A 228-nucleotide genomic window follows, 5' to 3' on the forward strand; every position below is an offset into this window, starting at 1 on the left:
GAAGGGGTGCCATTCCGGCAGTATGCCGAAACCAGCGACACCGGATTATCACTGCAGGTGAAAAGCCTGACGCTGGAAGAAGCACAAGCGTGGTTAGGCTGGATGGCATTGTTCGCGTCTACTGAGAATCCGTCATCCAGCGCGTGGACGCGTCAGAGGTTTAACTGGGAGCCGGGGGGGCCGGGCGTATCGCAGGACATGAGTGAAGGCAGTTAGTTTGCATAAGGT

1 pseudogene is annotated in these 228 nt (G+C 57.0%); it reads left to right on the forward strand.

Features of this window, described 5'->3' with window-relative positions:
- A pseudogene (locus KVT28_RS27695) lies at positions 1 to 216 on the forward strand (3-beta hydroxysteroid dehydrogenase); the annotation flags it as partial.
- Positions 217 to 228 lie beyond the last annotated feature (12 nt).

The sequence above is a fragment of the Pantoea sp. GbtcB22 genome, assembly GCF_019091025.1.
Taxonomy (GTDB): Bacteria; Pseudomonadota; Gammaproteobacteria; order Enterobacterales; family Enterobacteriaceae; genus Pantoea; species Pantoea leporis.